General features: G+C 59.6%; 25 protein-coding genes. 11 read left to right on the forward strand and 14 right to left on the reverse strand.

The window, feature by feature from the left end; genetic code table 11:
* Positions 1–26 precede the first annotated feature (26 nt).
* Positions 27–383, forward strand: a complete 357-nt coding sequence (locus H8B20_RS12075) for an NADH:ubiquinone oxidoreductase (RefSeq protein ID WP_210623244.1) — start codon at positions 27–29, stop codon at positions 381–383.
* A 4-nt stretch (positions 384–387) separates the two neighbouring features.
* Here the strand turns inward: H8B20_RS12075 and H8B20_RS12080 are convergent, their stop codons facing one another.
* Together H8B20_RS12080 and zigA are read right to left on the reverse strand one after the other, a co-directional pair.
* The gene (locus H8B20_RS12080) at positions 388–1,038 is read right to left on the reverse strand and encodes a DUF1826 domain-containing protein (protein WP_210623245.1); all 651 of its coding nucleotides are present in this window, start codon (positions 1,036–1,038) and stop codon (positions 388–390) included.
* Positions 1,038–2,243: a zinc metallochaperone GTPase ZigA gene (gene zigA / locus H8B20_RS12085; RefSeq protein ID WP_210623246.1), complete on the reverse strand. Its 1,206-nt coding sequence runs from the start codon at positions 2,241–2,243 to the stop codon at positions 1,038–1,040. Before zigA ends, H8B20_RS12080 begins: the two co-directional genes overlap by 1 nt.
* A 221-nt stretch (positions 2,244–2,464) precedes the next feature.
* Between zigA and H8B20_RS12090 the strand changes: the two genes are divergently transcribed.
* The 7 genes from H8B20_RS12090 (at position 2,465) to H8B20_RS12120 (ending at position 8,245) form a co-directional block, all read left to right on the forward strand.
* Positions 2,465–2,842 carry a glutamine synthetase gene (locus tag H8B20_RS12090; RefSeq protein ID WP_210623247.1) on the forward strand — a complete coding sequence of 126 codons (378 nt, stop codon included), beginning with the start codon at positions 2,465–2,467 and terminating at the stop codon, positions 2,840–2,842.
* Between the two features lie 196 nt (positions 2,843–3,038).
* On the forward strand, positions 3,039–3,935 hold the full coding sequence (gene folE2, locus H8B20_RS12095; RefSeq protein ID WP_210623248.1) for a GTP cyclohydrolase FolE2: 897 nt from the start codon (positions 3,039–3,041) through the stop codon (positions 3,933–3,935).
* Entirely contained in the window at positions 3,932–4,600 is a 669-nt protein-coding gene (locus tag H8B20_RS12100) for a metal ABC transporter ATP-binding protein (protein WP_042561856.1), read from the forward strand. Before folE2 ends, H8B20_RS12100 begins: the two co-directional genes overlap by 4 nt.
* Positions 4,600–5,466, forward strand: a complete 867-nt coding sequence (locus H8B20_RS12105) for a metal ABC transporter permease (RefSeq protein WP_210623249.1) — start codon at positions 4,600–4,602, stop codon at positions 5,464–5,466. Before H8B20_RS12100 ends, H8B20_RS12105 begins: the two co-directional genes overlap by 1 nt.
* An 11-nt stretch (positions 5,467–5,477) precedes the next feature.
* On the forward strand, positions 5,478–6,353 hold the full coding sequence (locus H8B20_RS12110) for a metal ABC transporter substrate-binding protein (protein WP_210623250.1): 876 nt from the start codon (positions 5,478–5,480) through the stop codon (positions 6,351–6,353).
* Positions 6,350–6,910, forward strand: a complete 561-nt coding sequence (locus H8B20_RS12115; protein ID WP_047304287.1) for a gamma carbonic anhydrase family protein — start codon at positions 6,350–6,352, stop codon at positions 6,908–6,910. Before H8B20_RS12110 ends, H8B20_RS12115 begins: the two co-directional genes overlap by 4 nt.
* 3 nt (positions 6,911–6,913) lie before the next feature.
* Entirely contained in the window at positions 6,914–8,245 is a 1,332-nt protein-coding gene (locus H8B20_RS12120; RefSeq protein ID WP_210623251.1) for a dihydroorotase, read from the forward strand.
* Between the two features lie 80 nt (positions 8,246–8,325).
* Here H8B20_RS12120 and H8B20_RS12125 read toward each other — a convergent pair whose 3' ends face one another.
* Complete coding sequence (locus tag H8B20_RS12125) at positions 8,326–8,844, reverse strand: DUF3617 domain-containing protein (protein WP_047304291.1); 519 nt, start codon at positions 8,842–8,844, stop codon at positions 8,326–8,328.
* Positions 8,845–8,975: 131 nt separating this feature from the next.
* On the opposite strand from H8B20_RS12125, the gene cls reads away from it, so the two are divergent.
* Complete coding sequence (cls, locus tag H8B20_RS12130; protein WP_210623252.1) at positions 8,976–10,415, forward strand: cardiolipin synthase; 1,440 nt, start codon at positions 8,976–8,978, stop codon at positions 10,413–10,415.
* Positions 10,416–10,450: 35 nt separating this feature from the next.
* On the opposite strand, the gene cfaB is transcribed toward cls, so the two are convergent.
* The 8 genes from cfaB to hflK (H8B20_RS12170) all read right to left on the reverse strand — a co-directional run bounded on the left by cfaB (position 10,451) and on the right by hflK (H8B20_RS12170) (position 19,735).
* Entirely contained in the window at positions 10,451–11,638 is a 1,188-nt protein-coding gene (gene cfaB / locus H8B20_RS12135; RefSeq protein ID WP_210623253.1) for a C17 cyclopropane fatty acid synthase CfaB, read from the reverse strand.
* Between the two features lie 85 nt (positions 11,639–11,723).
* The gene (locus H8B20_RS12140) at positions 11,724–12,512 is read right to left on the reverse strand and encodes an HvfC/BufC N-terminal domain-containing protein (RefSeq protein WP_210623254.1); all 789 of its coding nucleotides are present in this window, start codon (positions 12,510–12,512) and stop codon (positions 11,724–11,726) included.
* Positions 12,503–13,348 (reverse strand): MNIO family bufferin maturase, encoded by an 846-nt coding sequence (gene bufB, locus H8B20_RS12145; protein WP_210623255.1) that lies wholly within the window; start codon positions 13,346–13,348, stop codon positions 12,503–12,505. The genes H8B20_RS12140 and bufB overlap by 10 nt, the downstream gene beginning before the upstream one ends.
* Positions 13,349–13,412: 64 nt before the next feature.
* Positions 13,413–13,664, reverse strand: coding sequence for a BufA2 family periplasmic bufferin-type metallophore (bufA2, locus tag H8B20_RS12150; RefSeq protein WP_210623256.1), 252 nt, complete (start codon positions 13,662–13,664; stop codon positions 13,413–13,415).
* Between the two features lie 110 nt (positions 13,665–13,774).
* Positions 13,775–15,682, reverse strand: coding sequence for a heavy metal translocating P-type ATPase (locus H8B20_RS12155; protein ID WP_210623257.1), 1,908 nt, complete (start codon positions 15,680–15,682; stop codon positions 13,775–13,777).
* Positions 15,679–16,740 (reverse strand): protease modulator HflK, encoded by a 1,062-nt coding sequence (hflK, locus tag H8B20_RS12160; protein ID WP_210623258.1) that lies wholly within the window; start codon positions 16,738–16,740, stop codon positions 15,679–15,681. Before hflK (H8B20_RS12160) ends, H8B20_RS12155 begins: the two co-directional genes overlap by 4 nt.
* Positions 16,737–17,777: a protease modulator HflC gene (hflC, locus tag H8B20_RS12165; protein ID WP_210623259.1), complete on the reverse strand. Its 1,041-nt coding sequence runs from the start codon at positions 17,775–17,777 to the stop codon at positions 16,737–16,739. Before hflC ends, hflK (H8B20_RS12160) begins: the two co-directional genes overlap by 4 nt.
* Positions 17,774–19,735: a protease modulator HflK gene (hflK, locus tag H8B20_RS12170; protein ID WP_210623350.1), complete on the reverse strand. Its 1,962-nt coding sequence runs from the start codon at positions 19,733–19,735 to the stop codon at positions 17,774–17,776. Before hflK (H8B20_RS12170) ends, hflC begins: the two co-directional genes overlap by 4 nt.
* A gap of 212 nt (positions 19,736–19,947) precedes the next feature.
* On the opposite strand from hflK (H8B20_RS12170), the gene lpdA reads away from it, so the two are divergent.
* Positions 19,948–21,348, forward strand: a complete 1,401-nt coding sequence (gene lpdA / locus H8B20_RS12175; RefSeq protein ID WP_210623260.1) for a dihydrolipoyl dehydrogenase — start codon at positions 19,948–19,950, stop codon at positions 21,346–21,348.
* 126 nt (positions 21,349–21,474) lie between these two features.
* On the opposite strand, the gene H8B20_RS12180 is transcribed toward lpdA, so the two are convergent.
* Positions 21,475–21,948 carry an Lrp/AsnC family transcriptional regulator gene (locus H8B20_RS12180; RefSeq protein WP_042561872.1) on the reverse strand — a complete coding sequence of 158 codons (474 nt, stop codon included), beginning with the start codon at positions 21,946–21,948 and terminating at the stop codon, positions 21,475–21,477.
* A gap of 144 nt (positions 21,949–22,092) precedes the next feature.
* Here H8B20_RS12180 and H8B20_RS12185 point away from each other — a divergent pair, with 144 nt between their 5' ends.
* Positions 22,093–22,722, forward strand: coding sequence for a LysE family translocator (locus H8B20_RS12185; protein WP_047304308.1), 630 nt, complete (start codon positions 22,093–22,095; stop codon positions 22,720–22,722).
* Here H8B20_RS12185 and H8B20_RS12190 read toward each other — a convergent pair.
* Positions 22,719–24,854, reverse strand: a complete 2,136-nt coding sequence (locus tag H8B20_RS12190; RefSeq protein WP_210623261.1) for a hypothetical protein — start codon at positions 24,852–24,854, stop codon at positions 22,719–22,721. The two genes, H8B20_RS12185 and H8B20_RS12190, sit on opposite strands and share 4 nt — an antisense overlap.
* On the reverse strand, positions 24,841–26,028 hold the full coding sequence (locus H8B20_RS12195) for a DUF3142 domain-containing protein (protein WP_210623262.1): 1,188 nt from the start codon (positions 26,026–26,028) through the stop codon (positions 24,841–24,843). The genes H8B20_RS12190 and H8B20_RS12195 overlap by 14 nt, the downstream gene beginning before the upstream one ends.
* Positions 26,029–26,082 lie beyond the last annotated feature (54 nt).

The raw sequence follows: 26,082 nt of genomic DNA on the forward strand, positions 1-26,082 counted from the left end.
AAGGAAAGTTTCTGAGGAGATTGAAAATGCGTTGGATGGGATGGTCGTTGCTGTTGCTGCTGGTGTCCAGCAAGGTGTTGGCTCAGGCCTGCGTGGTGCACAGTCAGGGCGAGCGGCTGGACGTTAAAGTCTGCCAGCAGAACCGCAACATCCCGGCAAAACTGTTCAACGACGGTTTTTGCCAACCCGCGCTGGCCGGGCAGAAAGTCGACGTGCAGTACGTCGATCAATGCCCCAGCGGCGCTTTCGGCGTGTGCAACAACGCACAAGTTGCCAATATGCCCTATCGCCAGGACATCCACTATTACGGCGTCGCCACTGACGCCGCTTATCTAAAGCCTTACTGCGAGAGCCAGAGCCAAGGCACATGGCTCAAGCCATGAGGCGTTAGCCAAGCCAGTCGAGGGTCAGGATCAAACGGCGCTCGCCCGGTGCCGGTTGCGGCGAGCGGTGGATCAAGCCGAAACCTTCATTGCCGTGCCATTTTTCACCTTTTAGTAGCGCCACCTCGCCGCTCTTGAGTTGCTGGATCTGCGTTGTGTCCATCGGCTCGGCGTTGACCTGGCCCAGTTGACCCCGATCCATGGCGCCCTCCTTCAGCCACTCACTGCCGACGCCAGCATAAGTTGTGATCAAGCGCACCGGCACATGATCGACGTGGAACCGCGGGCACATGGCTTTATCCAGCACCCGCAGGCGCAAACCGATACGCCGCGCACCGAGCAGGCAAGCGAAGGCACTGACCAACCATTTCAGATCGGCGATGAAGCCTTCGTAGCCTTCCAGATCGCGGAAGCCTGAGGCCAGTCCGCTGAGATCAGGCTCGGCGTCTTCGTCGGCCAATTCCAGACATAACGACTCTGCCAACGGCTCGTTTAGCGAGAGTAATAACCTTGCGAATTCGGCGATGTGCAGCGGCATCTGTCGCTGCCATACGGCGAGGTTTATTTCATCGTCAAGAATTCGGCTCAGCGCCTTGGGGGTCGGGCCCTGATGCTGTGAGCGCGTACGGTCTTGCAGCAGCTTCATCGCAAGCATCAGGCGGCCTCCTCGTGCCAAGGGCCGAATGGATCTGGCAGCAATCGCCAGCCTTGCGCACCCAGTGCCATTTCATCGTCGGTCAGCAGACACGCATCGAGCTCGGCAGATAGCTGTACGAAATTGATGTTCTGACCGATAAATACCAACTCCTGGCGGCAATCTCCGACACTCGGCGTCCAGTTTTCCATGATCGCGACGGTACTTTCCTGATCCTGCGGCCATTGGCTTTTCGGTACGAAACGCCACCAGCGCCCGGCAAAACCATGGCGCATCAAGCCGCCGGCCTGCGACCAACTGCCGGCATCGTTGGGCTTGCTCGCCAGCCAGAAAAACCCTTTGGAGCGCAGCAGCTTGCCGTTGAGCCATGGACGATCGATGAAGCTGAAAAAGCGTTGCGGATGAAACGGTCGGCGCGCCCGGTAGGCGGTGGAGGCAATCCCGTACTCCTCGGTTTCCGCGACGTGCTCACCGCGCAACTCCTTTAACCAGCCGGGTGCTTGCGCAGCTTTCTCGAAGTCGAAGCGGCCGGTGTTGAGAATCTTCTCCAACGGTACTTCGCCCATCACCATCGGGATGATTTCGGCTTGTGCGTTGAGCCGCTTGAGGATGGCGGTCAACTCCTCGCGCTCATGCTGGCTGATCAGATCGATTTTGCTGATCAACAGCACGTCGGCAAACTCGATCTGCTCGATCAGCAAGTCGGTGATGGAGCGCTCGTCCTCTTCGCCTAGTGTTTCACCACGAGAGGCCAGACTTTCGGCGGCCTGGTAGTCGAGCAGGAAATTCACGCCGTCGACTACAGTCACCATGGTGTCCAGACGGGCGATGTCGGCGAGGCATTGGCCTTGCTCATCGCGGAAGGTGAAAGTCTCTGCGACGGGCAATGGTTCCGAGATACCGGTGGATTCGATCAGCAAATAATCAAACCGCCCTTCTCGCGCGAGTTTGCTGACTTCTTCGAGCAAGTCTTCGCGTAACGTACAGCAGATACAGCCGTTGCTCATTTCCACGAGTTTCTCTTCAGCGCGGTTCAGGCTGACATCGCGCTGGACTTCGCTGCCATCAATGTTGATCTCGCTCATATCATTGACGATGACCGCCACGCGTAGACCCTTGCGATTACGTAGTACGTAATTCAAAAGTGTACTTTTTCCAGCGCCAAGAAATCCTGAAAGAACAGTCACAGGCAGTGCGGCTGACATTGGGTAATCCTCTATAGATGGCAGCCGATTAGCGCTTTTACGTAGCGCGTGACGTTCTGGGCTTCATACGGAGTTCGCAGAAGGTAAACGTTTGAAATCGGCCGATTCAGGCTCAGTTCAAATTGATGTTATAGTATAACAATAGAGAATGGCCAGCCCTGCTCTTACCCTTATCTACAAACAGCCGGAAGCTGCCTTTAAGTTCAGGCTCGGAAAATGTGATGAAAAGTGCGCTGAAATGCTCGGTTTTGAGCGTCATGCTGTTAACTGCGGTTACCGCCTGGGGAAAAACCCCGGCGCTCGCCTCCTGCACGCGCAGCGCCAATCTGTTGGCCTGCGTGGATGCTGATGGCAACGCTTACAGCGTCAACACGGTCGGCAACACGATTTATCTGCGCGGTTTTGAAAAGAACGGCAAGCGGTATTGGGCGCAGACCAACAGTCGGTTCGGGCAAATGACGTTCTTCACTGGCATCGCTTCCGACGGTGAAGCCTGGGTCGGCTACACCCGTCGGGTGGGATGGACCACCATCAATCGCTTCTCCAGTTCAGGTGGCAGCAGCGCGAAATTCACCTGCAGCCGATTGACCGGTTGCTAGTTCGCCCAAGTCATCGACATGTCGAGGATATAACCCCGATGATGTCTCGCTTGGAAGGGGCGATTTTCGCGAGTGTTTCACGTGGAACTCTAGACGGAATTGGCGTGCACATATGAAAACCTGTTCATGAAAAAGACATCGTGATTCGAATTGTTATAATGTAACATCGAATTTAATCAACACGATGGTCCCGATCATGAATTCGCTGACACTTCCGGATATCGCCGCGCAGGCCGCTCGCCAAGCCTTGCCACTCGAATGGGTGGGCATGCGCGGTATTGCGTTGCCTGTTTTGCTGGACGGCCAACGCCTGAGTGCGAAAGCTGATGCAGGTGTAAGTCTTGATGATGGCGAGGCGCGCGGTATTCATATGTCGCGCTTGTATCTGGCACTCGAAACCCTGGAACAACGCAACATTAGCCCAGCGTTGCTTCACCAGATTCTTGAGCATTTCCTCGATAGCCACGCAGGTTTGTCCAACAACGCCTATCTGAAAATCCACACGGATCTACTGCTCAAGCGACCCGCGTTGATCAGTCCTTTGTCCGGATGGAAATCCTATCCAGTCACCATTTCAGCCAGCCTGAAAAACAGAATGTTCCACGTGGAACTAGAAATTGAAGTGCCTTACTCCTCGACATGTCCGTGCTCGGCAGCGCTGGCGAGACAGCTTATCCAGCAACAATTCATTGAAGACTTCGCTAACACACAACTGAATCACGCAGATGTTTTGGCGTGGCTGGGTACGCCCCAAGGCATTGTCGCAACGCCACACAGCCAACGTAGCACCGCGCAACTACATGTTCATCTCGACGAATTCGTCGACGAACTACCGCTGAGCGCGATCATCAACGATGCCGAAGCCGCCCTCGGCACCGCCGTACAAACCGCGGTCAAACGAGCGGATGAACAAGCCTTTGCCCTCGCCAACGGGCAGAACCTGATGTTCTGTGAAGACGCCGCACGCAGGCTGAATCTAGCGCTACGCCGCTCTCCCGGAGTGAGCGCATTCAAACTGCGAGTGACCCACGCCGAAAGCCTGCATGCCCACGATGCCGTCGCCGAAAGTCATTGGCACCGGGAGCAGGCATGATCCGTTGCCAAGCCTTGAGTTGGGGCGCACCCGGCCAACCGCTCACCTCGCCCCTGACCCTCGAATTCGAAAGCGGCAGCCTGACGGCAATCATCGGCGCCAATGGTTGTGGCAAAAGCAGCCTGCTGAAAGTCATTGCAGGACTGCAAAGGCCTTTGGCAGGAAAGGTCTCATTGAGCGTTCCACGGCAAAGCGGCGTCTCCTTCCTCCCCCAACAACAGCATCTGGATCGCCAGTTCCCGATCAGCCTCGAAGAGTTGGTGGCCGCCGGCTTCTGGGGACGTAGATTGTCCACACAACTGCGTGCACAGCGCCTCGCCGCTGCCTTGGAAAACTGGCACCTGAACGGACTCGATCAACGCCCCTTGATGGCCTTGTCCGGCGGCGAATTACAACGCGCCTTGCTCGCTCGATTGAGTCTGACTGATGCACCTGTTTTGCTACTCGACGAACCGCATGCTGCTCTCGACGAACTGGGCCAACAGTTGCTGTGGCAACACATCCACGCCTGGCACGCCGAAGGTCGAACACTGATCGTGGTGTGCCACGACCTCTGCGCCGTTCGCGAACACATTCCAAAAACGCTGCTGATCAAAAACAGTGCCTGCGTATTTGGCACGAGCAAAGAGCTCATCCGGCAAACACCGCATACGCAGGTGGCGTGATGCTCACCATCGCGCACCTCTGGGAACCGTTCAACGAGTTCGTCTTCATGCGCCGCGCCCTGTTCGGTGGTTTGGTGCTGGCCTGCAGCACCGCCCCCCTCGGCGTTTTCCTGATCTTGCGGCGCATGAGTCTGATCGGTGATGCCGTTGCCCACGGCATCCTGCCCGGTGCCGCATTGGGCTTCTGGTTCGCCGGACTCAGTCTGCCTGCGCTCACCATCGGGGGGCTCGGCGCAGGTTTGAGCATGGCCGGACTCGCCGCCTGGATCACTCGCAAAACGGGTTTGCGAGAGGACGCCAGCCTCGCCGCGATCTATCCAATATCGTTGGCAGCCGGTGTGCTGATTCTTGGCATCGCGGGCAAACGCCTTGACCTTTTGCACCTGCTCTTCGGGTCGGCATTGGCGGTCGACGGTCCGACCCTCAACGGCATGCTGTGGGTATCGACCTTCAGCCTGATCGCCATGGCACTCATCTATAAACCGTTGCTGCTCGACACCCTCGACCCATTGTTCCTGAGAACCGTCAGCCGACTTGGCCCTCTCGCCCATGGCGTGTTCCTGACCCTGGTAGTGCTGAATCTGGTGATCGGATTTCAGGCGATCGGCGCACTGATGGTCGTTGGACTGATGATGCTGCCCGCCGCCAGCTCGCGATTCTGGAGTCGCCGTCTGCCGGTCCTGATTGCTATCGCCGCCCTTCTCGGCTGCCTGTCGGTGTGGCTCGGCCTGCTGCTGTCGTTCTACTCCTCGCTGCCCAGCGGGCCGGCCATCGTGCTGGTCGCGGGGGCCGGATATTTGCTCTCCGTGGTGTTCGGACCGGTTCACGGTTTGCTGCGCCGCCCACCGTTGCTTACATCCCAATGAGGTGTTTCCCGATGCGCGTTCTATTTGTGCTGTTCAGCCTGATGCTGTCGATGTCATTGTCGGCGGCAGAAAAATTGCCGGTGGTGACCAGCTTCAGCATTCTCGCCGACATGGTTCATCAGGTCGGTGGCGAGCATATTCAGATCACCAACATGGTCGGCCCCGACGCTGACGCGCACACCTATGAGCCGACCCCGGACGATGCCAAAGCACTGCTCAAAGCCAGACTGATCATCAAAAACGGTTTGGGTTTCGAACCGTGGCTGGATCGCATGGTGACCAGCACCGAAACCAAAGCCACGGTAGTCAGCGCCAGTCACGGAGTGATCCCGCGCTCACTGGATGAGGATGGTGAAACCGTTCCCGATCCGCACGCCTGGCACAATCTGGCGAACGCCGAGTTGTACGTCGCCAACATCACCAAAGCGCTGATCGCCGCCGACCCGACGAACAAGGCCGACTACGAGCGCAACAGCCAAACCTACCTGAAACAGATCTACGCCCTGCTCGCCGAAGCCAAGGCCAAACTCGGTTCACTGCCACCGGGCAATCGCAAAATCGTCACCAGCCACGACGCCTTCGGTTACCTGGGCCAGGCGTACAGCATCGACTTCATGGCCCCACAAGGACTGTCCACCGAGCGTGACCCCTCAGCCGCCGAAGTCGCGGCGCTGATTACCCAGATCCGCCAGGCGAAAGTCAAAGCGGTGTTCATGGAAAACATCAAGGACGCGCGACTGCTCAAGCAGATTGCCGATGAGAGCGGCGCACACATTGGCGGCACGCTCTACTCGGACGCCCTCGCCGCCAGCGGTCCGGCCAGCACTTTTACCGGGCTGTTCGAATACAACCTCAATACCCTTTACAACGCGCTGAGCCAACCATGATCCGCAAGAATCCTTCAGGCGATCTGCCACAGATCGCCGAGTCGGCCTACGTCGATAAAACCGCGATCATTTGCGGCAAAGTGGTGATTGGTGAAAACGTGTTTGTCGGCCCCTATGCCGTGATTCGCGCCGACGAAGTGGATGCTTCAGGCGAGATGGAGCCGATCACCATCGGTGCCAATTCGAACATCCAGGACGGTGTGGTGATTCATTCCAAATCCGGCGCGGCAGTGACCATCGGCGAGTTCAGCTCCATCGCCCATCGTTCGATCGTGCATGGTCCGTGCGTGGTCGGCGACCGGGTGTTCATTGGCTTCAACAGCGTGCTGTTCAATTGCGTGGTTGGCGACGGCTGCGTGGTGCGGCACAACTCGGTGGTCGACGGACGCGATTTGCCGGACGCGTTCTATGTGCCCTCCACCACCCGCATCGGCCCGAACACTGACCTCTCGCAATTCCCACCGGTGAGTGTCAGCGCCTCGGAGTTTTCCGAAGACGTGGCGCGTACCAATGTCGATTTGGTGCGCGGCTACAAGGCCCTGCAGAACGAGTTTTAGACCATGAGCAGTGTGCTGATTCGCAATGCAAGAATGATCAACGAAGGACGTGAGTTCGATGGCGATCTGTTGGTCAGCAACGGTCGTATCGTCAAGATTGCGCGCAGCATCGAAGGTGAAAACGCGAGTGTCGAAATCGACGCGGCCGGACAGTGGTTGTTGCCTGGGATGATCGATGACCAGGTGCATTTCCGCGAACCCGGTGCGCCGGCCAAGGGCAGCATTCATACCGAATCTCGCGCGGCGGTTGCGGGAGGCATTACCAGTTTCATGGACATGCCCAACACCCAGCCCGCCACCCTCAGCCTCGAGGCGCTGGCGGATAAAAAACGCCGGGCGGCGCTCAGCTCTGTGGCCAATTACGGCTTTCACTTCGGGGTCAGCCGGGACAATCTCGACACCGTCGCTGCGCTCAATCCCAGCGAAGTGGCCGGCGTCAAAGTGTTCATGGGCGCCTCCACCGGCAATATGCTGGTGGATGATCCGAAGATTCTTGAGCGGTTGTTTGCTGAAGTGCCGACGATCTTGCTGGCTCACTGCGAACACACGCCAAGCATCAACGCGAATGCGGCCAACCTGAACGACCTGTGTGGTGAGCGTCTACCGCCCGCGGCTCATGCGCTGATTCGTAATGCCGAAACTTGCTATCGCTCGTCTTCGTTGGCTGTGGAACTGGCCAAGCGTCATGGCACACGACTGCACGTTTTACACCTCACCACCGCCCGAGAACTGGATCTGTTCGAAGACAAGTCAGTGGCACAAAAACGCATCACGGCAGAAGTCTGCCTGCATCATTTGCTGTTTGATGATCGCGACTATCCGGCGCTCGGCAACCTGATCAAATGCAATCCGGCGATCAAGACTCAGGCTGACCGTGATGCCTTGCGCGAAGCGTTGAACTCCAATCGACTGGACGTCATCGGCAGCGATCACGCGCCGCATACCTGGGCGGAAAAGCAAAGACCTTACATAGAGGCGCCTTCGGGTTTACCGCTGGTGCAGCATGCATTACCGGCGTTACTCGAACTGGTCGCGGACGGCGTACTGCCGATCAGCACTCTGGTGGCGAAGACCAGCCATCGCGTGGCGGATCTGTTTGCGATTCCGGATCGAGGCTATTTGCGTGAAGGGTACTGGGCGGATCTGGTGTTGGTTGAGCGGCAGACTGTCGAGGTGTCTCGGCAACCGATTCTGTCGCAGTGCGGGTGGACGCCATTTGCCGGGAGAAGCTTTCGACATCGGGTCAGTACGACGCTGGTGTCAGGGCAGATCGCCTGGCGCGATGGTCGGGTGAATGAAGGCTGTCGCGGTTTGCCGTTGCGGTTTATGCGCTGATATTGACGACGCCATCGCCAGCAGGCTGGCTCCCACATTTCGATTATTCGACTGTGGGAGCCAGCCTGCCGGCGTTGCTTTTAGGCGCGAGGTTTCACGGCGCCGCAGTCCTGACCCAGCCACACGGCGCGGGTTTCCAGACTGCCCTTCTGGTTGATGCCGATGGCATTGAACGTGCCGTTGGCGACGGTGTTGAATTCCCGATCACTGAGGAAAGTCGCAACACCGGTACCCTGCGCTTTCGGGCAGCTGAAACGGAATTTCCACTGGTTGCCGTTGCGTTCGGTGATCTGCTGTTTGCAGCCCGATTGCGGGTCGGCCAACGGAATATCATTGGTCGCCACTTGCTCAGGCGTCAGGCACGCGCGGATGCCCTTGCCGCCGATATTGATGCCGTTTTTCTCCAGCGCCGCCCGCTGCTGCGGGGTCATCTGGCCTTGCAGCTGGCCGAGGATCGATTGCACGTCCATCGGCTGATCATCGACTTTGACGTTGCTCGACGTCATTTCCCACAACCCCGGCTGCAGCATCTGCGCCTGAGCAACCACCGGCAATGCCAAACCCAGGCCCAGCGCCAAACCCAGCAGACGAATGTTCATCGAAAAACTCCTGATCAGTAGTGGCCGTTAGACGTCGGCCAATTGCTTCGGTTCATGCACCAATTAATTAGCGACATTCGCGGCGGAACATGGTCTGTTAAGCATTGAATCTTCCGGAGCAAGGCTGCCCCATGGATTATTTTGGACCGCATATTTTCGGTTATCTGATCGCCCTGATACACACCCTCGGCTTGATCGCCGCCGTTCACGCGGTGCTCACCGTGCGCACGGCTCAAGGCTCGATCGCCTGGGCATTGTCGCTGATCTTCATTCCCTACCTCACGCTTATTCCTTACCTGGTGTTCGGCCGCAGCACTTTCGACGGCTACATCAAAGCTCGGCGCCAGGCCAACGAACAGATGCGCCAGGCCATCTCCGAATTGAACTGGCGGCCGTGGGTGGAAGAAGCCCTGACCGCCCGCGCCTCGAACGCCTACGCATCCTTGCGCGCCATGCCGAAACTGGGGCGAATGCCGTGTCTGGCGAATAATCAGGTGCAGTTGCTGGTAAATGGCAAAGCGACCTTTGAAGCGATTTTCCGCGCTATCGATCAAGCGAAGGAAGCCGTGCTGATACAGTTCTTCATCATCCACGATGATCGGCTCGGTCAACGCTTGCGTGATCTGCTACTGAAGAAGGCCGACGAGGGCGTAGCGATTCATCTGCTCTACGACCGTATCGGCAGTCACGCCCTGCCCCATAATTATGTTCAGGCACTGCGCGATGGCGGTGTCGAGGTCAAGGCGTTCGCCACACGCAGCGGCTGGCTCAATCGCTTTCAGGTCAACTTCCGCAACCATCGCAAAATCGTCGTGGTCGACGGCGTGGTCGGGTTTGTCGGAGGGCACAACGTCGGCGATGAATACATGGGCGAAAAGCCGCCGCTGGCGCCGTGGCGCGATACGCATGTAAGAGTGCGTGGTCCGGTGGTCGCGTGCATGCAGGAATCCTTTGCCGAAGACTGGTTCTGGGCCGCGCGCACTTTACCGCCGCTGATCCTGCCGGACGCTTACCCGGACGACGGCGTGCTGTGCCAGTTGCTTGCCAGTGGCCCGGCAGACGCCTACGAAACCTGTTCGCTGTTCTTCGTTGAAGCTATCCACGCGGCGACGGAACGGGTGTGGATCACCAGCCCCTACTTCATTCCCGATGAAGCCGTGTTCGCTGCCCTGCGTTTGGCCGTGTTGCGCGGTGTCGACGTGCGCTTGCTGCTGCCTTCGCGCCCCGATCACCGCATCGTCTACGCGGCGTCCAGCCTGTACGCCTTCGAAGCCGTGCGCGCCGGGGTCCGTGTATTCCGTTACGAACCCGGATTTCTGCATCAGAAAGTGGTGTTGATCGACAGCGAGATCAGCGCCATTGGCAGCGCCAATCTGGACAACCGTTCGTTCCGCTTGAACTTCGAAGTGATGCTGCTGACGGTCGACAGCGACTTCGCCGCTAGCGTCGAACAGATGCTGATCGACGATTTCGAGCAATCTTACGAGATCGCCAAAGAAGAAAGCCGGGAGATCCACCGCCTGCAACAGGTCGGCATGCGGATCGCCCGGCTTATTTCGCCGATTCTCTGACATCCCCCCTGCGGAGGGCAAGGGGATACAGGGAATCAAGGGTGGTAGATGTCGTCGCGAGTCCACGGCAGTTCATGGCTGCCATCCGCGTGCGCTTTTACCGCGAGGATCTGGTGGAGATTGATCCAGCCGCGCGCGAAGGCGTAAGCACAACCGGCCAGGTACAACCGCCAGATGCGCAGCGCCTGCTCCGGCACTAGCTTCGCAGCTGTTTCGAGATTGTCTTCCAGACGCTCGCTCCAGTGATCGAGGGTCCGTGCGTAGTGCAGGCGCAGACTTTCGACGTCGACAATCTCCAGCCCGGCTTCACTGATCTCGGCCGAGATCATCGACAAATGCGGCAACTCACCATTGGGGAATACATATTTTTCGATGAACTCGCCGGCACCACGTCCTACCGGGCGGCCATCGGTGTGCCTGGCCGTGATGCCGTGGTTCATCACCAGCCCCCCCTCCTTCACCGCACCGAACAGGGTTTTGCAGTACTCGGCCAGGTTGGCGTGACCGACGTGCTCGAACATGCCGACACTGACCACTTTGTCGAAGCGACCGTCCTGGGGCAGATCACGGTAGTCCAGCAGTTGCAGTTCGATCTGGTCTTCCAGGCCTTCGCCTTTGACACGTTCGCGGGCCAGTTCCAGCTGCGCTTGGCTCAAGGTGATACCGAACACTTTCGCACCGAATTCCCGCGCCGCGTACCGCGCCAACCCACCCCAGCCACAACCGACATCCAGCAGATAGTCGCCCGGCTGCAAACGCAGCTTGCGGCACAGATGACGGAATTTGGCTTGTTGCGCCTGTTCCAGCGTTTCACTGCCGGTTTCGAAATACGCGCAGGAATACGCCATGTCGCTGTCCAGCCACAGCTGGTAGAACGCGTTGGACAGGTCGTAGTGGTAGGAAATAGCTTTGGCGTCGGTTTCCTTGTCATGCACCGAACGCACGGGATGACTGTCGTCATCTGCACCGAGCAAGGCATTGCTCAATTCGTCGCAGAGCCGGATGACCTCGCTGATCGAGCCCTCCAGTTCAAGCTTGCCTTCGACGAACGCCGCCCCTAGCGCATCCAGACTTGGATGGGTGAACTGGCTGACCATCTTGGGATCCTTGACCACGATGGTGACGCTGGGCGTCGGGCCCAGATTGAATTCATGGCCGTCCCAGAGTCGCAGGCGAAGCGGTAGCTGCAGATTCTGTAAGGCCGGTGGAAGTTGCGCGAGCATGGAAAATCCCCCCTTGTTTCAGACGTCTGATCTGAGGGTAGACCATCCTCGAAAAATAGCAGGCTATCGATTTGATAGACCGAATCTACCGTTCCAGACGCTCCAACAAGCCATCCTGCACCCACTGTTTCAGCCAGGTGACGGCTTGAAGTGCAGCGCCCTCACCATAAATGACTGCCAACGCCTCACACAGTTCGGCGAAACTCCAGCCTTCGTCGAGCAGCCCGTTCAGGGCCGAGGCTTCGGGAGCTTCCAGGCTGCGGTAATGACAGATCAGATCATTACGCCAGATCAGGCAGACCTGAGGAGCAGCAAGCGCCATGCTTTCAGGGAAATCGCACGCTTCCTTCACCGCCCGCCACAGCGAGAGACTGTTGAATTGGCACTCCAACCTTTGCAACGACGGTGTGGATCTAAACTGCAATCCGGGCCATTCGTCCGGAGCAAGCGCCGCCATCGTTTCGAGGGTTAACGGTGAACCTGCGGGCGCATCAAAGGCCAGCGTGAACGCCCATTCCAGCGCAGCCAATTCGGCCAGTGGTGCGCCCTGTTCCGGCACCAGGTGCTCTCGGAGAAAATCGGCGAACCCCTTGCCCAACCAGCGCAGGCTGTAATGCGCCGACGGGCATTGGCGGATATACGCGGTGGCCAACTGATCGAATTCTTCGTCGCCCATCCAGTGCCAGATTGTCGGGTAGTCGGTACGTAAAACTTCCTGCAAACGCGCCTTGTAGGCGTTGTGATAAATCGCCAGACCGGTGTCGATATCCAGCGTCGGGCCGCCGATCAGACTCTTTCCCAATGCCAGATTGGCTGTCGCTGTGTCATCCAGCAGAAACGACTCGAACGCCAATTGCCATTCTCTCAGGCGCATTGCTGCCTCCCGGCCAATACATGGCTACCCAGCTCGCGAGCCTTTTGCAATTCATCGAGCAGCTCTTCAAAGGGCGGAAAGTGATCGTCACGTTCCAGCAATGTCGCCACCGGGCCGAAGTGTTCCAGTGTGCGTTGATACAGCGCCCAGACCGGGTCACTCACCGGATGGTCGTGGGTGTCGATCACGTAGTCGCCGTAATCGCTGTGCCCTGCCAAGTGCAACTGGCGCACTTTGTCCTTGGGCAGGCTTTCAATAAAGGTCCACGGATCGAAGCCGTGATTACGCGAACTGACGTAGACGTTGTTGACGTCCAGCAGCAACTCGCAACCGCTCACCCGGCTCAGTGCGGCGAGAAATTCCCACTCGGTGAAATCATCCGAGGCGGCGCGAACATAACTGGAGACGTTTTCCAGCACCAATGGACGCTGCAGCACATCTTGAACCTGGGCCACTCGCCCAGCGATGTATTCGAGGCTCTCAGCGGTGTACGGCAGCGGCAGCAGATCATGCAACTGGTGAGCGTTGCCGCGGCTCCAGCACAGATGGTCGGAGATCCACGCCGGTTTGACCCGATCGGCCAATTGCTTGAGTTGTTTGAGATAGTCCGGGTCGAGGGCATGCGGCCCGCCGATGGACAGGGAGACGCCATGCATCACCAGCGGATAGCGCTCGGCGATGGCCTCCAGGTAATACAGAGCCTTGCCGCCCTGCACCATGAAATTTTCCGAGACCACTTCGAACCAGTCCACGTCGGGCGACTGTTCAAGGATCTGCTGGTAATAAGCGCTGCGCAATCCCAGGCCATAGCCGAGGAAAGGAAGTAAGGCGGACATGTGCGGGCTCCTGATAAAAGTGGCCGCAGTGGCGTGAGCCACTGCGGCGGCACCTACCGGTCAGTTATTCGCCGACCTTGCCACCTGCTTTTTCGCAAGCCGCTTGAGTCATTGCTTTGAAGCCCTGGCCTTTGCAGGCGCCCATGCCTTTGCAAGCGTGGTCTTTGGTTTTGCAATCGTTCTGGCCTTTGCAGGAGGTCACGCCGTAACAGTGCACGTTGGCATCGGCGGCGACCACATTGGTGGCTACACCGGCAAACATAGTAGCGGCGGCCAAAGCGAAAGCAGCACCAGCAGCAGCGGTCTTGATAGTCATTTTTCTTATCCTCGGTAAGCATCAGGGGTGTCGGCTGGACGGTTGTTCAGTCCCGACATAGCACTAGAGAACATTGACCTGATGGCGTTACAGCGAGGCGAAAAATAATTTCAGATTTCTTCCTTGAGCTTGAGCAGCGGCTCTTGAAAGCGCAGCAATCGCCCGGCATTGCCCAGCACCAGTAACGTGCTGAGGTTGTGCAGCAACGCGGCGATCATCGCCCCGGCGGCTCCGAGCCAGCCGAACGCGGCGAACACGACAATGGCCAGCGTCCAGCCCAGGCCGATGATCACGTTGACCTGCAAGGTTCGCCGGCACTGACGACTGAGCCGCACACAAGTGCCGAGCCGACGCAGATCGCTGCCGATCAACACGATATCGGCGGAGGCCAAGGCGATGTCTGCCCCGCCCGCCCCCATCGCCACACCGACCACGCCAGCCTTGAGCGCCAGCGAATCGTTGATGCCGTCGCCCACTACCATCGGCCGGAAACCGTCGTTGATTTCTTTCAGAACACGATTGAGTTTGTCCTCGGGCAACGCCTGGGCTTCGACTTCTTTCAGACCGACTTCGCGGGCCAGTGTCCGGGCCACGCTTTGGCGATCGCCGGTCAGCAACAGTTGCCGCCCGAGGCCCAGCTCACGCAGTTCACTGAGGGCAAATCGGGCTTCCGGTTTCACACTGTCAGCCAACAGCAGCCAGGCGAGAAACTCACCGTTCAAGGCCAGGCCGGCAATCGGTCCATCGTGTTCAGGGACGGTTGTAGTAATGATGCCCAGATGTGCGAACAACTCCGGGCGGCCTAGCGCCGCTTCGCCTTGGCCGGTCATGGCGACTACGCCGAGACCCTGCCGTTCGTGAATATCCGACAGAGGAAAACAGTCGTCCTGACTGACCAACCCCGCCAGCGCACGACTGACCGGATGACTGCTCGCCGCACCCAGACTGGCGGCGAGCGCCAACACCCTCGACTGATCCGCGTGCGAGCTGTTGATCGACTGCAAGCGCAAGGTGCCGAAAGTCAGGGTGCCGGTCTTGTCGACGACCAGCGAGGTGAGATCGGCCAGCTCTTCGAGGAACGCCGAGCTGCGGATCAGAATGCCGTGCCGCGCCGCCACCGCCACACCGGCAATCGCCGTGGCCGGTGCGGACAGCACCAAGGCGCAGGGGCACGCGGCGACCAACACCGCGAGCATCGCTTGCGCATCATTAGTGATGAACCAGGTGACGGCCGCCAACAGCAACACCAGCACCATGTAACTACCGGCATAGCGCTCAAGCAACCGAGTGATCGGCGGTTTCGAACGCTCGGCGTTTTGCATCAGCGCGATGACTTTGCCCAACGTCGACTCGTCGCCGGTGCGGGTCACTTCGATGCGCAGCAAACCGTCGAGATTGATCGCGCCGCCAAACACCGTCATGCCGACGCTCGCTTCCACCGGCACGGATTCACCGGTAATCGACGCGGTGTCGAGGCTGGCCTGGCCGGACAAAACCCGACCGTCCGCCGGCACTCGATCACCCGCGCGGACCTCGACCCTGTCTCCGGATTTGAGCGTGCCGTTGTCGACTTCAACGATCGAGCCGTCAGCCTGAATCTTGCGTGCATGACTGCGGGTCAATTGACCGAGTGCGTGAATCGCTTCCTGCGAGCCAATGACGCTGCGCTCCTCCAGCACGTGGCCGAAGATCATGATGATCGGCAGCAACGCGGCGGTCAGCAGATCGCCGGTCGCCCATGCCCCGAGCATCGCCAGGGCAATCAGTTGGTCGGTGATGCCATGCAGACTTGGATAACGCAGGCTGAACCACGCCGAACGCATCACCGGCACGGCGACCAATAAAGAAGCAACGCCCAGCAGCAACTGACTGACACCGGTTTGTGTCGGCAGCAGCCAACGCCAAATCAGACCGAGGCCGAGCAGACCAAGCGCGAGCATGGCCAACGTCAATTGACGCGCGGCGCGACGTTGTTCGGCCGAAGACAACAGGCCCGGTGCAGCAGTGGTCGCGCTCATTGACTGGCTCCCTGAATGATCAGGCGGGAATCGTCTTTCGGATCGACCGTGGTCACTGATCCGGCCTGACCAAGAATTTTCGGTATGCGCTCGCGGTACAGACGCAGGAGCATTTGTGGGTCAGTGCCTTGCAATTGGGCCTTGGCCAGACTCGACACCGTAGCGGTATCCGCAGACGCTTTGGCCAGGCGCTCACCCGCCTGAGCGTGAGCGACCTGCAGCGTGCGGTCGGCTTGTTCGTTGGCGGTCTGGGTGAGTTTCTCGGCATCAGTGCGGGCATTGGCCACGGCTTTGTCGGCTTGTTGGCTGGCGGTCAGAACCGCGTTGAACGCGCTGACGGCGCGACCGGGCAGACTGGACTGCACATCAACCCGTGCCACCTCGATGCCGATGCCCTGCCCGCTGGTTTTCAGTTCAGCCAAGCGTTGGTTGATGCCTTGCACCAGATCACCGCGCAAGCGCTCGCGACGTTCGGCAGCCTGATTATCGGCGCCGATCAATTCCGGTCGGGCCACCAAAATAGTGTCGAGATCTCGCGCGGCGGTCAGTGCCAAGGCGCTGCGAGTGACCAGCCGATCAAGCGCTGGCAGCACATGATCGCCCTGCAGCACGAAGTCATAGGGATCGGTCACTTTGTAAAACACTCGCACATCCAGTTGTACGACGCCGGCGTCACCGGTCAATAAATAACCTGATCCGGCCAGTGCATCACTGAGCGGCGTGGCAAACGTGGCTACCCGTTCAGCCTTCAATGCCTCATCGCTGCGCAGCAGATTTTCAACGCGACGCTCTATCACTCGATCTGCTGCCGGGAGTAAAACCACCTGCTCGAACGGCTGCGGCCAAGCCAACAGCAAACCGGCATTCTGGATGCGATCCAGCGCACCAAAGTGCAAAACCACAGCACGGTTCTGCGGATCAATCTGCCGGACATTCGAGAATGCCCAAGCCACCGCGGCCAGCACTGTCACGGCGTACAGGGCAAAAAACGCCAAACGCCCGGCCTGAATCCAAGGACTGTTCAGCGAATATGTTCCACGTGGAACTTCTTCACTCATGGTTGCGATCCGGCTTTGCTGTCGAGATTCGGCGGGCCGTCGACCAGCACGCGAAACGGCGCGGCATCAGTGCGCAAAATCAACTTGGTGTCTGGCGTGACGATGGTGCCGAGGGTGTCCAGCGAGCGCAGCAAGTTATACAACTGCGGTGAACTGGCGTAGGCGCGGCCGTAGATCTGCGCGGCCTCAACCCGAGATTGCGCTTCGATATCCGCGGCTTTCACCGTGGCGTCCGCTTGAACAATCCGCGCATCACGCTCGGCGGCAGAGCGAATTTGAGCAGCTTCACGCTTGCCGATGGCGGTGCGTTCGGTGGCAATTGTTTCACGCTCGGCGCGCATCCGATCGACCGTGGCGGTGAGTGTCACTGACGGCAAGGTCAACCGCTCGATACCGACTTGCACCACTCGCACGCCGTAAGTCGCGAGGAGTTGCTGTTCGATTTGCTGACGCAGCTGCGCCTCGAATTCGGCGATGTGTACCTGATTGGCGTCGGTGTTTACCAGATTCGCCAAGTCAAAACTGCTGGCGGTGGTTTCCAGAGCGGAGCCAACAAACGTGCGAATCTGCCGTGCTGCTTCGTCCGGCTGGTTCTGCACGGCGCGCATGAAACGTTGCACATTGTCCGGATCGCCCTGCACCTGCCACGCAACATAAGCCTGGACGATGATGCGCAAGCCATCCCGGGTGCCGACATCCTGCAAACCGCTGGAGGTGGTACGCAAGCGCAGATCCACCGGGATCGCCGCTTCGAATGGCGCAGGCCAGCGCCAGCTTAAACCCGGATCGAGCAACACCCTCGACGGATTACCAAAACGGGTAATGACTGTGGCTTCGCCGGAGCGCACTTGCACCAGGCTCGCCGCAGCGATGGCGAACGCCACCAGCAACGCCGCCCAACCCATGCGTCGCCATGGAAAAGGCCCCGCCTCTTGCGGCGCGCCGTGGTGATGATGCCCATGATGATGGTGATGTCCGCCGTGGCCGTGATCGTGGCCGCTGTGGTCATGATGATCGTGAGTGTGCGACTGGCTCAATGGGCGACTCCTGGTTGAGCGGTAGAACGTGCGGGCGTCGGATCAGCCGGCAGCGTGAACGTGCGCAAATCGATAGTCGGCGCGTTACTGCTCCCGCCCAGTCGATGGTCAAGTACCAGCAATTTGGATTTGCTCAGGCCCTGGCTAAGCTGACTGAGGTATTGCTCAAGGACGAACGCCTGACCCGCGCTGGCGTAGGCTTTTTGTTCGGCACTGAATTTCAGATCCGCTGCCTGCGCGGCAGCGCTGATTTCAACAGCGTTGGCGCTGGCCTGATCGCGAGCAAGACTGGCCTGCAATTGCGCCTGATTACTCGCCTCAGCGGCGGCGCCACGTTCGTGGGAGATCAGGGCTTGCGCCCCGATCTGCGCCGCTTGCACGCTGTGATAAGCATTGGCAGCGCCAGCCGGCGGGTGAATGGCTTCGACGACCGTGGCGAGAATTTCCACGCCGCTGTCGAGCTGTTGCAGATCGCTTTGCACCGCACGACCGATTTCTTCACCCAGCCCCGCCCTGTCTGCACCGAGCAAACCGTCGAGGGTGCGCGAGGCAAAATCGTGGACCAGAATCCGGCTGGCGGTGCTGCGGATCAGCGTCGGCACATCGGCGCTGTTGTAGGTAGCCGCCAGCGCTGCCTGGTCGGTGAGACCGATGCGATAGACGAAACGCACATCCATGTTGACGATCTGAAAGCTCTGCTGCGCGCCACGGCTGCTGGCGATGACTTGAGACTTATCATTCACATGGCTGGCGTCCCACAAGCGGTTGGCCGTGGACGGCGCCGGGCCTTCAGCGGGAACAGGTTGGACCGGCACCGGATTCACGCCAACGCTGGTCGCCAGTTCATGCACCACGCCGTTTTCAACGCCCAACACCCGGCCCAGCGGCCACGGCAGTCCTGCGTGCAAACCTGGGCCGAACACCTGCACCGGTTTGCCGAAACGTTCGTAAATGCCTCGACCCTGCAAGGGGATTTCATGCAGACCGGTCAGCAACCAGCCGACTGCCACGACCAACGCCAACACCGGCAAAAACGCCCGACGCATGTAGCTGAACGCCCAGATCTGGCGTAGATCGATACCGAAGCGATTGTGTAATTCGTGCTGCAGCGCCAGCAATGGCTGGGGCGGCCAGCGCAGCATGTCAGCGACAAAACTGCGCGCGAGCAACGTCGGTTCAAGCTGTTCGCGTTGAGGGCTGAACACCGACAGAACGGCGCGCAATAGCAGCTCGATCGCGACCAGACCCGGCAAGATCCCGACCAATACTGCCAGACGAACCGGCCAAACGGAGGTTTCTGTGGCGAACAACAAACACAAAGCGCCCAACACCAGACTGATGATCGCCACGCGAGTCAGTTGTGCAAGCGAACTCGCTTCGGGCCATTGCGCGGGGGTTTCCTGAGCCAGTTGCCGCTCCAGCACCAACAAGCCGAACGCCAATAACAACGCCAGCGCGGCGCCGAGTGTGGCCGAGACACCGACAGCCGAGGGCGGCAATGTCAGGTTCCATACCTGCTCGATGCTGAGCGCAATCAGCAACGCCCAACCGCCCAGCCACAATGTCGGTGCGCCGATCAGTCCAAGCAAATGTAGGCTGCGCCGGCTCAAGCGATCGAGCAGGCGTTCATACCAGCCCTGCGCCGCGGGCTGCTCATCAACAGTCAATGACACGGCTGCCAGTGGACTCATCACTCGTGCACGCCACTGTGTCACCCACCAGGCCGATTGCAGCGCGGCAACCACTATAAGCAATGCCGCGCTCTGGTTGATCAGAAGCGGCAGCCACAACGACTGCGGCGCAAACAACCCGACAAAAAACGCCAGCACCCACCCTGCCCCGGCCAGCCCACCGAGGCCGCTCGCCAAACGGCGTGACCTTCGGCCCTGCGTGGCCGCCTGCTGAAAGCGCGGGAGTCCGGTCACTTGCGTGCCTTCAACCTCCAGATCGACTTGCATATCACCCCAAAGCCATCGGCTCACTGCTCATATCGTTACGATATAACGAAAACCGTGAAATATTTGTGCACAAATTGCGCTTATCTAAAGCCGCTTGACCTGTCGCCTGCCTGAAGCCTTGACCGAAATGTCTGCAAACGCACATATTACGTTCGTAATTTTGTGCGATGACTACTTTTAACGATCTGCATCCATCCATCAGGAGCAAGCGCATGAGCAACTATGACGTGGTGATTCTGGGCGGCGGCCCCGGTGGCTATAACGCGGCAATCCGCGCCGGTCAGTTGGGCCTCAAGGCTGCCTGTGTCGAAGGCCGGGCAACCCTCGGTGGCACCTGCCTGAACGTCGGTTGCATGCCCTCGAAAGCCTTGCTGCATGCTTCGGAACTGTACGAGGCAGCCATGGGCGCGGAGTTCGCCAACCTCGGCATCGAGGTCAAACCGACCCTGAATCTCGCGCAGATGATGAAGCAGAAAGACGAGAGCGTGACCGGCCTGACCAAGGGCATCGAGTTCCTGTTTCGCAAGAATAAGGTCGACTGGATCAAGGGCTGGGGCCACATCGACGGCCCGGGCAGGGTCACCGTGACCGACGATCAGGGCAGCAAGACCGAACTGACCGCCAAGGACATCATCATCGCCACCGGTTCCGAGCCCACTCCCCTGCCCGGTGTCGAGATCGACAACCAGCGCATCCTCGACTCCACCGGCGCGTTGTCGCTGAGCGAAGTGCCCAAACATCTGGTGGTGATTGGTGCTGGCGTGATCGGCCTCGAACTCGGATCGGTGTGGCGGCGACTCGGCGCGCAGGTCACTGTGGTCGAATACCTTGACCGTATCTGCCCCGGTGTCGATGGCGAGGCCGGCAAAACCTTGCAACGCTCGCTGAGCAAGCAAGGCATTGCCTTCAAATTGAGTTCGAAAGTGACCAGTGCCACCACCTCGGCCAACGGCGTGCAGCTCAGCGTCGAGCCTGCGGCGGGCGGCAGCGCCGAATTGCTGGAGGCCGATTATGTGCTGGTTGCCATCGGCCGCCGCCCATACACCCAAGGCCTGGGCCTGGAAAACGTCGGGTTGAGCACCGACAAGCGCGGTATGCTCGCCAACCAGCAGCATCGCACCGAAGCCGCCGGGGTCTGGGTGATCGGCGACGTGACGTCCGGGCCGATGCTCGCGCACAAGGCTGAAGACGAAGCCATGGCCTGCGTCGAGCAGATCCACGGCAAAGCGGGCGAGGTCAATTACGATTTGATCCCCAACGTGATCTACACCAAGCCGGAGCTGGCCAGCGTTGGCAAGACCGAAGAGCAGCTCAAGGCCGAGGGACGCGCCTACAAGGTCGGCAAGTTTCCGTTCACCGCCAACAGTCGGGCGAAGATCAATCACGAGACCGAAGGGTTTGCCAAAGTCCTCGCCGATGAGCGCACGGACGAAGTGCTTGGTGTGCATCTGGTCGGGCCGAACGTGAGTGAGATGATTGGCGAGTTTTGTGTGGCGATGGAGTTCAGCGCTTCGGCCGAGGACATTGCCCTGACGTGCCATCCGCATCCGACGCGCTCCGAGGCATTGCGCCAGGCAGCGATGAATGTCGAGGGGATGGCGACGCAGATGTAGGTGTCGTCTGGACTACCGCTTTCGCGAGCAGGCTCGCTCCCACAGGGTTCTCGGGTGTTCACATAATTCGTGTTCGACGAAAATCCACTGTGGGAGCGAGCCTGCTCGCCATCGGGTCAACTCGGTCTAGGAAGGCAGATGCCCCAACGGCAACGCTCCCGGGGTCTTTACCGTATGAATCGCAAAGTTGCTGCGGATATCACTTACCCCCGGCAGTTTGAGCAGGTAACCGCTGAGAAAACGGTCGTACGCACGAAGGTCTGGCACCACCACTTGCAGCAAGAAATCCGACTCCCCCGATACCAGAAACGCTGAAATCACCTCCGGCAATGCAGTGACCGCTTTGTAAAAGGCTTCAGCCTGTTCATCGTTGTGCCGCTCGACCTTGACCCCGACAAACACCGTCAATCCCAGCCCCACTTCATCGCGATCCAGATTGGCCTGGTACCCACGAATCACCCCGGCCTCCTCCAGCATTCGCACGCGCCGCAAGCACGGCGACGCCGACAGGCCGATCTCGTCCGCCAGCTCGACATTGCTCAGGCGTCCGTCCCGCTGCAGTGCGGCGAGAATCTTGCGATCAAAAGCGTCGAGTTTCATGGTTGGCAGATCCTGATTGTTTCAGCAGAAAAAAGAAGCAGGTTATGCCAATCACGATGGATTTTGAAGCGGACTACGCAAGCACCTGCCCCGCCCTTCGGCCCTAGACTGACCTCACCAAATCGACAACGAAAGGGGTGTGGCATGGCGAGTCTCTGGCTGTTTTTCCTGGCATTGGCTGTGGTTTTTCTTTTGCCTGGGCCGGACATGATCCTGTTGCTGCAAACCGGCGCCCGTCAGGGTCGCGGTGCGGCGCTGGCCACCGCCATCGGTCTTGGGATTGCCAGGGGTTGTCATGTCGCGTTGGCGGCGCTGGGGCTGGCGGCGTTGTTCAAGGCTGCGCCGTGGACGTTCGAAGTGGTACGGCTTGCCGGGGCGGCGTATCTGCTGTGGATCGGCATTCAATGCCTGCGCAGCACGCTGGTGCCGAACCTGAATGGCGGGGATGTTGCCCAGACTCAGGGCCAATGGCGTGAAGCGGTCCGGCGCGGCTTGCTGACCAATTTGCTTAATCCCAAGGCGCTGCTGTTCTGCTCGGTACTGTTGCCACAATTCATCGTCGCCGACGGTGCGCCCGTGCTGACCCAGTTCGCCATGCTCGGCATGCTGCTGGTCGGCGTCGGCTTGCTGTTCGACAGCGCCTACGCCTTGACCGGCGCGGCGCTGGGCCGTTGGCTGCAACACAGTCCAACGGCCCAACGGGTTCAACAATGGCTGTTCGGCAGCCTGTTGATCGGCTTTGCGCTGCGCCTGACGTTCATCCAGCAGGCTTAGCTTTTACGTGCCTTGCGCCGGCGGCTGAACACCAGCAACGACGTGCCAACCACCAGCAGGAACGCAGCGATCTGTACCGGCCACTTATACGGTCTGAGCGTGGCGCGCACCGAATCGGTCACTTGGGTGACATAGCGCTTGTCAGCGTTTTCGAAATCCGGATATGGGCATTGATTGCCAAAATCCACCGCCCACGGCACGTAAGGCCCTTCCTTCACGTAGCGTTGATACAGCGCGCTTTGTTCTTCCAGGCTGCTGTTGAAACCAGCGGCGTTACACAACACGGCGGCGAACGCCTGACTGGTGTGGGGCAAATTATCGGCAGCACGACTGGCCAGAGCGGTGGCGACAAACCGATAGTGAAAACGCTGATCCGGCTGAGCTTCGCTGATTTTCTGGCGTTGCACCTCGGCTTCGCTCACCAGCGGCCCGACTTTCAACTCAGTGTTTTCCAGGTTGAAGCCGCCACTAAACACCGCGTAATCCGGCGCCATTTCATAACCGAGAATGTCCATGCCCCACTCGCGGGCGGTCCACGCCGCGTTATACAACGCGCTGGCGCGTGTGGTTGGCCACCACGCGGCATCAGCCTTGAGCCGCTGCTCGGCATAAAGGCGAGCCTTGTGTTGCAGATCGGGGTTGTCGAAATAGCTGATAGCCGCCTCGTAATGCCCTTCGCGCAACAAACGTCGGCCTAACAGATTGCGCAATTTCGCCGCCACTGACAGCGGCACGTAGTTGTCGCGCTCCTCTTGGGTCAACACCGCAGGGGCCGGAACCGCTTCGTCGACATACTGCTTGAGTTCGTCGACCGTCAGCACCCGCTCGGCGACTGCTGCGGCATCGAACCAGTAGACGTCATTGCTGCGAAACAACTGCACGAAGGCCTGCAGGTATTCACCGCGTTGCAGTGCGAGAATTGCGCTTTCCCCCTCGACCCGACATTTAGGCTGAACCGTTTCATAGGCCCAGTCTGTCGTACGCCGATAGCCCCAATCCTCGGTCTGCGGGAAGGCCTGTGCGGCTTTGGCGTAGGCTGCCACGGCGGCATTTTTATCACCGTCGCGCATCGCCAGCTTCGCCCGCAACCACCAGGCGAGTCCACCGTCGCCAGCGCTTTCGAGAAAAGCCTTGGCGCTGGCATAGTCACCCTGTTGATAATTCACAGCCGCCAGCCGATCGGCGTTTTCGAGGCTGCCACGGGTGCTGTTTTGCAGGAGCTTGACCAGTTTTTTCTCGTTCGGCGGTTCATCGCCGAACGACCAGCCCTGACGACTGAGCAACGATGCGGTGACTAGTTGCTGCACCGGTTTGTGTTCCAGCAATCGTGCCAGCTCAACCTCGGGCAGCTCCGCCAGCTCATTCATCAACTGCTTCAGCGAGGTGTTGCCTACCGCAGAACCGTGCAGGTTCTGCGCCTCATACAGTTCAATCGCGCCGGCCCAATCGCCAGTGGTGCGCAATATCCGCGCTTCTTCCCCGAGACTGGCGACGCCGAGCTCCAGCGGATCGCTGAAACCGTCGATGCTCAGTTGGCGAGTCTGACGAAATGCTTCGCGCGATTTTTCCAGCGTCTCGACCCCGTTGTTCGCCTCGGTGCTGATGGCAAACCAGGCGCGCCCCAGGGAGTACGCGGCCCACGTGCTGCGCAAGGAGCGCTGATCCGACGGCAGCGCCAGCAGCCTGTCGAAATACTCGACGGCCAGCTGATGATCGCCCGTTGCGAACGCCACCGCGCCTGCCACGTAAAGACGAATTTCCGCTGGCAGACTGGCACCCTGCGCCTCGACCTGACGCGCATCCGTCAAACCGCGCAGTTGTTTGACCAGCGCCTGTTGTTCTGGCTTGAGCCCGACCTGCTCGGCCTTTTCACGCTGTTCGACCGTTTCAGTCGACTCCGCATAGGATTCGTTCGGGTTGTAGGTCGCGGCAGTGACGTTCTTCAGCCCGGCGATGGTTTTACCCAGGCGACTCAGCTCAAAGTTGAAGTTGCCCTCAGGTAGCTCCGACATCGTCTGCCCGCGATTATCGAGCAGGCGCATCGGGAAGTCCGGGCCGCAGGCCAGCGCCGAACCCAGCGGCAGGCTGAGGCTCAGGCACAGCAGATAGCGGGGCCAGTTACGGGTCAACATGCGAACCTCCTTGATCAATATTTGCGCAACGCGCCCAACCAATGGCGCGCTGCCCGTTCGCTGGCAATCGGCCGTCGCGAAGGCGGGTGAAGGTAAGCAGATCCGGGCTTTGTTGCAACGAGTAACCGGCGAGCGCGTCAGCGCCTTCGCAATCCCGGGCCTTCAGGGTGATCTGTGCGGGCCAGGCGCTGTCGAGGTTGCCGGTATTGTTGAGCTTGATGTCGTAGAGGCCGCTCTGCTCGCTGAACGTCACGTCGAGTTGGCTGTGCAGCGCATCGCCCCGCGCTACGGCGCGCAGCGTGGTCAAACTCCAGGCACGACGGTCGTTGACCAGCGGCAGGCGAAACCAGATCAGGCCGGCCAGATGTTGTGGCGGATCGTCACGCAGCGTTTTACCCAGTCGGTTCAATTGCAGCGGATCGGCCAGCAATTCCCGGCGCTCTCCGCCACGTTCAAGCTGAACCTCGCTTTCCACAACCGGTGCGCCGCCGACATCCGGCAACAGCGCCACGCCATAGGCCGGTAGCGCCAGGTAGAACGGTTTGTCGGTGAGCCGCGCCCAAGCCTTGGCCCACTTCAACGCTTGATCAGGATCAAACAAGCCTCGCCGAGGATCGCTGACCGCATGCACTTGCAGCACGCTGCTGTCGACCGTGGCCAGCAGCGCGGGCAGCTGCGAACTGTCGAGCCACGCCGGCAGCGCGGTGATGCTCAGCGGCAACGTCGTCGGCAACGCGAAGCGCAGACGAGTGAGGAATTGTGCGTAGGCCGGCAGCCGCGCATTGCCAGCGTCGTGGTCGATCTCCACGCCGCTCAGGGTTAGACCTTGCGCCTGCCAATCTGCAACGACCTGAAGAATCTGCGCCGTGACCTGTTGCTGATCCAGCGCCTGGAGTTGGCCGTCGAGGCGGATCACCGCGATCAACGGACGACCATCGTTTTTCAGCAGCGGCGCATCGATGCGCGCCCGGCTCCATCCTTCATGGGGGAAGGCCTGCAACGCCAGCACGCGCAGGGTGGAAAAATCACTTCGGCTGTCGCGCAATGCCGCCTCATGGGCTGGCGTCCATTGGCGTTGCCAGACGTAGAGTTGCTGGTCGAGTGGCGGTGCGGTCTGCTGATCGCACCCCACAAGTAACAGCAACGTGATCAGAATCGAATAACCAAACCGCATGAAGTCGCTAATCCCTGCCGACAAAAAATGCAGGGTACACAACATCCTGTAGGA

Source organism: Pseudomonas sp. P42 (assembly GCF_017973755.1).
In the GTDB taxonomy this organism is placed as follows: Bacteria; Pseudomonadota; Gammaproteobacteria; order Pseudomonadales; family Pseudomonadaceae; genus Aquipseudomonas; species Aquipseudomonas iridis.